The 1,881-nt window shown below is 73.3% G+C and carries 3 protein-coding genes; all 3 read left to right on the forward strand.

Features of this window, described 5'->3' with window-relative positions; genetic code table 11:
* A partial coding sequence (locus JHN63_RS50660) for an A24 family peptidase (RefSeq protein WP_200691878.1) occupies positions 1–539 on the forward strand: 539 nt, incomplete at its 5' end.
* A gap of 54 nt (positions 540–593) precedes the next feature.
* Positions 594–1,223 (forward strand): dihydrofolate reductase family protein, encoded by a 630-nt coding sequence (locus JHN63_RS50665; RefSeq protein WP_200691879.1) that lies wholly within the window; start codon positions 594–596, stop codon positions 1,221–1,223.
* Positions 1,224–1,264: 41 nt separating this feature from the next.
* A partial coding sequence (locus tag JHN63_RS50670) for an LLM class flavin-dependent oxidoreductase (protein ID WP_200691880.1) occupies positions 1,265–1,881 on the forward strand: 617 nt, incomplete at its 3' end.

Genomic DNA, 1,881 nt, shown 5'->3' on the forward strand with positions numbered 1-1,881 from the left:
CCCGCACCCCCGCCGTCTCCATCGCGACCGCCCTCGTCTGCGCGACCCTCGCCGCGGCCACCGGCCCCCGCCCGGAACTCGTCGTCTGGCTGCTCGCCGCCCCCGTCGCCGTCCTCCTCGCCCTGGTCGACCTCCGGGTCCACCGCCTCCCCGACGTCCTCACCCTCCCGCTCGCCGCGGCCACCCTCGCCCTCCTCGGCATCGCGGCCGCCCTCCCCGCCGACGCGGGCTCCTGGCCCACCGCCCTCTACGGCGGTCTCGCCCTCGGCGCCACCTATGAACTCCTGTACCTCATCAACCCGGCCGGCATGGGCTTCGGCGACGTGAAACTCGCCCTCGGCCTCGGCACGGTCCTCGGCTGGTACGGCTGGCCGGTGCTCGTCACGGGCGCCTTCGCCGGGGTGCTGTACGGCGCGGTGTACGGCCTCGGCATGGTCGTCCTGCGCCGGGCGGGCCGCAAGACGGCGATCCCGCTGGGGCCGTTCATGCTCGGCGGGGCGCTCACGGGTCTTCTGCTGGGCGCGTTCGCGGTGTCGTGAGACGGTGGTGGGACCCGGTACCTGGGGGGTGACTGCGAACGAGGTGGTGCGGCCATGCGGAAGATCAGCCTGATGATGTCCGTGTCCCTCGACGGCTTCATGGAGGGCGTCGACCGCGACATCAGCTGGCACGTGGTCGACGAGGAACTCCACCAGCACTTCAACGACACCCTCAGACCCCTGGGCGCCTTCGTCGACGGCCGGGTCACCCATGAGCTGATGGCCGCCTACTGGCCCACCGCCGACGCCGACCCGGACGCCTCCCCGGTCACCGCCGAGTTCGCCGCCATCTGGCGGGACAAGCCGAAGATCGTGTACTCACGGACCCTGCCCAGCGGCCCCGCCGAGTGGAACACGACCATCGTGTCCGAGGTCGTCCCCGAGGAGGTACGGGCCCTGAAGGCACAGCCCGGCGGCGACCTCGGCCTCGGCGGCGCGGACCTCGCGGCCACGTTCCTCCGCCACGACCTCGTCGACGAGATCAAGGTGTACGTCCACCCGGTCCTCATCGGCAGCGGCAGACGCATGTTCCTCACCGACGAAACCGACACCCACAGCGATACGGCCACCGCCACCGCCACGGACACCCGCACCGCACTCCGCCTCGTCGAGTCCCGCGCGTTCGGCAACGGGGTCGTGCTGCTGCGCTACGAGCGGGCGCGCCCCGACTCAGGGGCCCGGTAAAGCTGTTGTCCACCCCGCCCCCACCAGGTAGGAAGAGATCCATGACCGGACTCGGCGCTGTGTTCCGCCCTCAACTGCCCCCCGAGCGACTGCGCGAGGTGGTCCGACTGGCCGACGCCTCGGGGCTCGAGGAGCTCTGGCTGTGGGAGGACTGCTTCCGCGAGGGCGGGATCTCGGCCGCGGCCGCCGCACTCGCGTGGAGCGAGCGGGTACGGGTCGGGGTGGGTCTGCTGCCGGTCCCGCTGCGGAACGTCGCCATCACGGCGATGGAGGCGGCGACGCTGTACCGGCTGTTCCCGGGGCGCGCGATCCTCGGCGTCGGACACGGCGTCCAGGACTGGATGGGCCAGGTCGGCGCCCGCGTCGAGTCCCCGGTGACCCTGCTGCGCGAGCATCTCGACGCGCTGCGCGCCCTGTTGCGCGGGGAGCGCCTCACGACCGACGGCCGGTACGTCAAGCTCGACGACGTCGGCCTCGACTGGCCGCCGGCCGGCCCCGTCGAGATCCTCGCCGGCGCCACCGGCCCCCGCACCCTCCGCCTCTCCGGCGCGGCGGCCGACGGCACGATCCTCACGTCGAGCACGTCACCCGACGGCGTCCGACGGGCCCGCCGACTCATCGACGAGGGGCGCGAGTCGGCCGCCGCGCCGGAGAGGCG

The organism is Streptomyces sp. MBT65 (assembly GCF_016612545.1).
Lineage (GTDB): Bacteria > Actinomycetota > Actinomycetes > Streptomycetales > Streptomycetaceae > Streptomyces.

Coding starts and splice junctions, on each gene's coding strand:
- JHN63_RS50665 (WP_200691879.1), top strand. CDS start 594: ATGCGGAAGATCAGCCTGATGATGTCCGTGTCCCTCGACGGCTTCATG.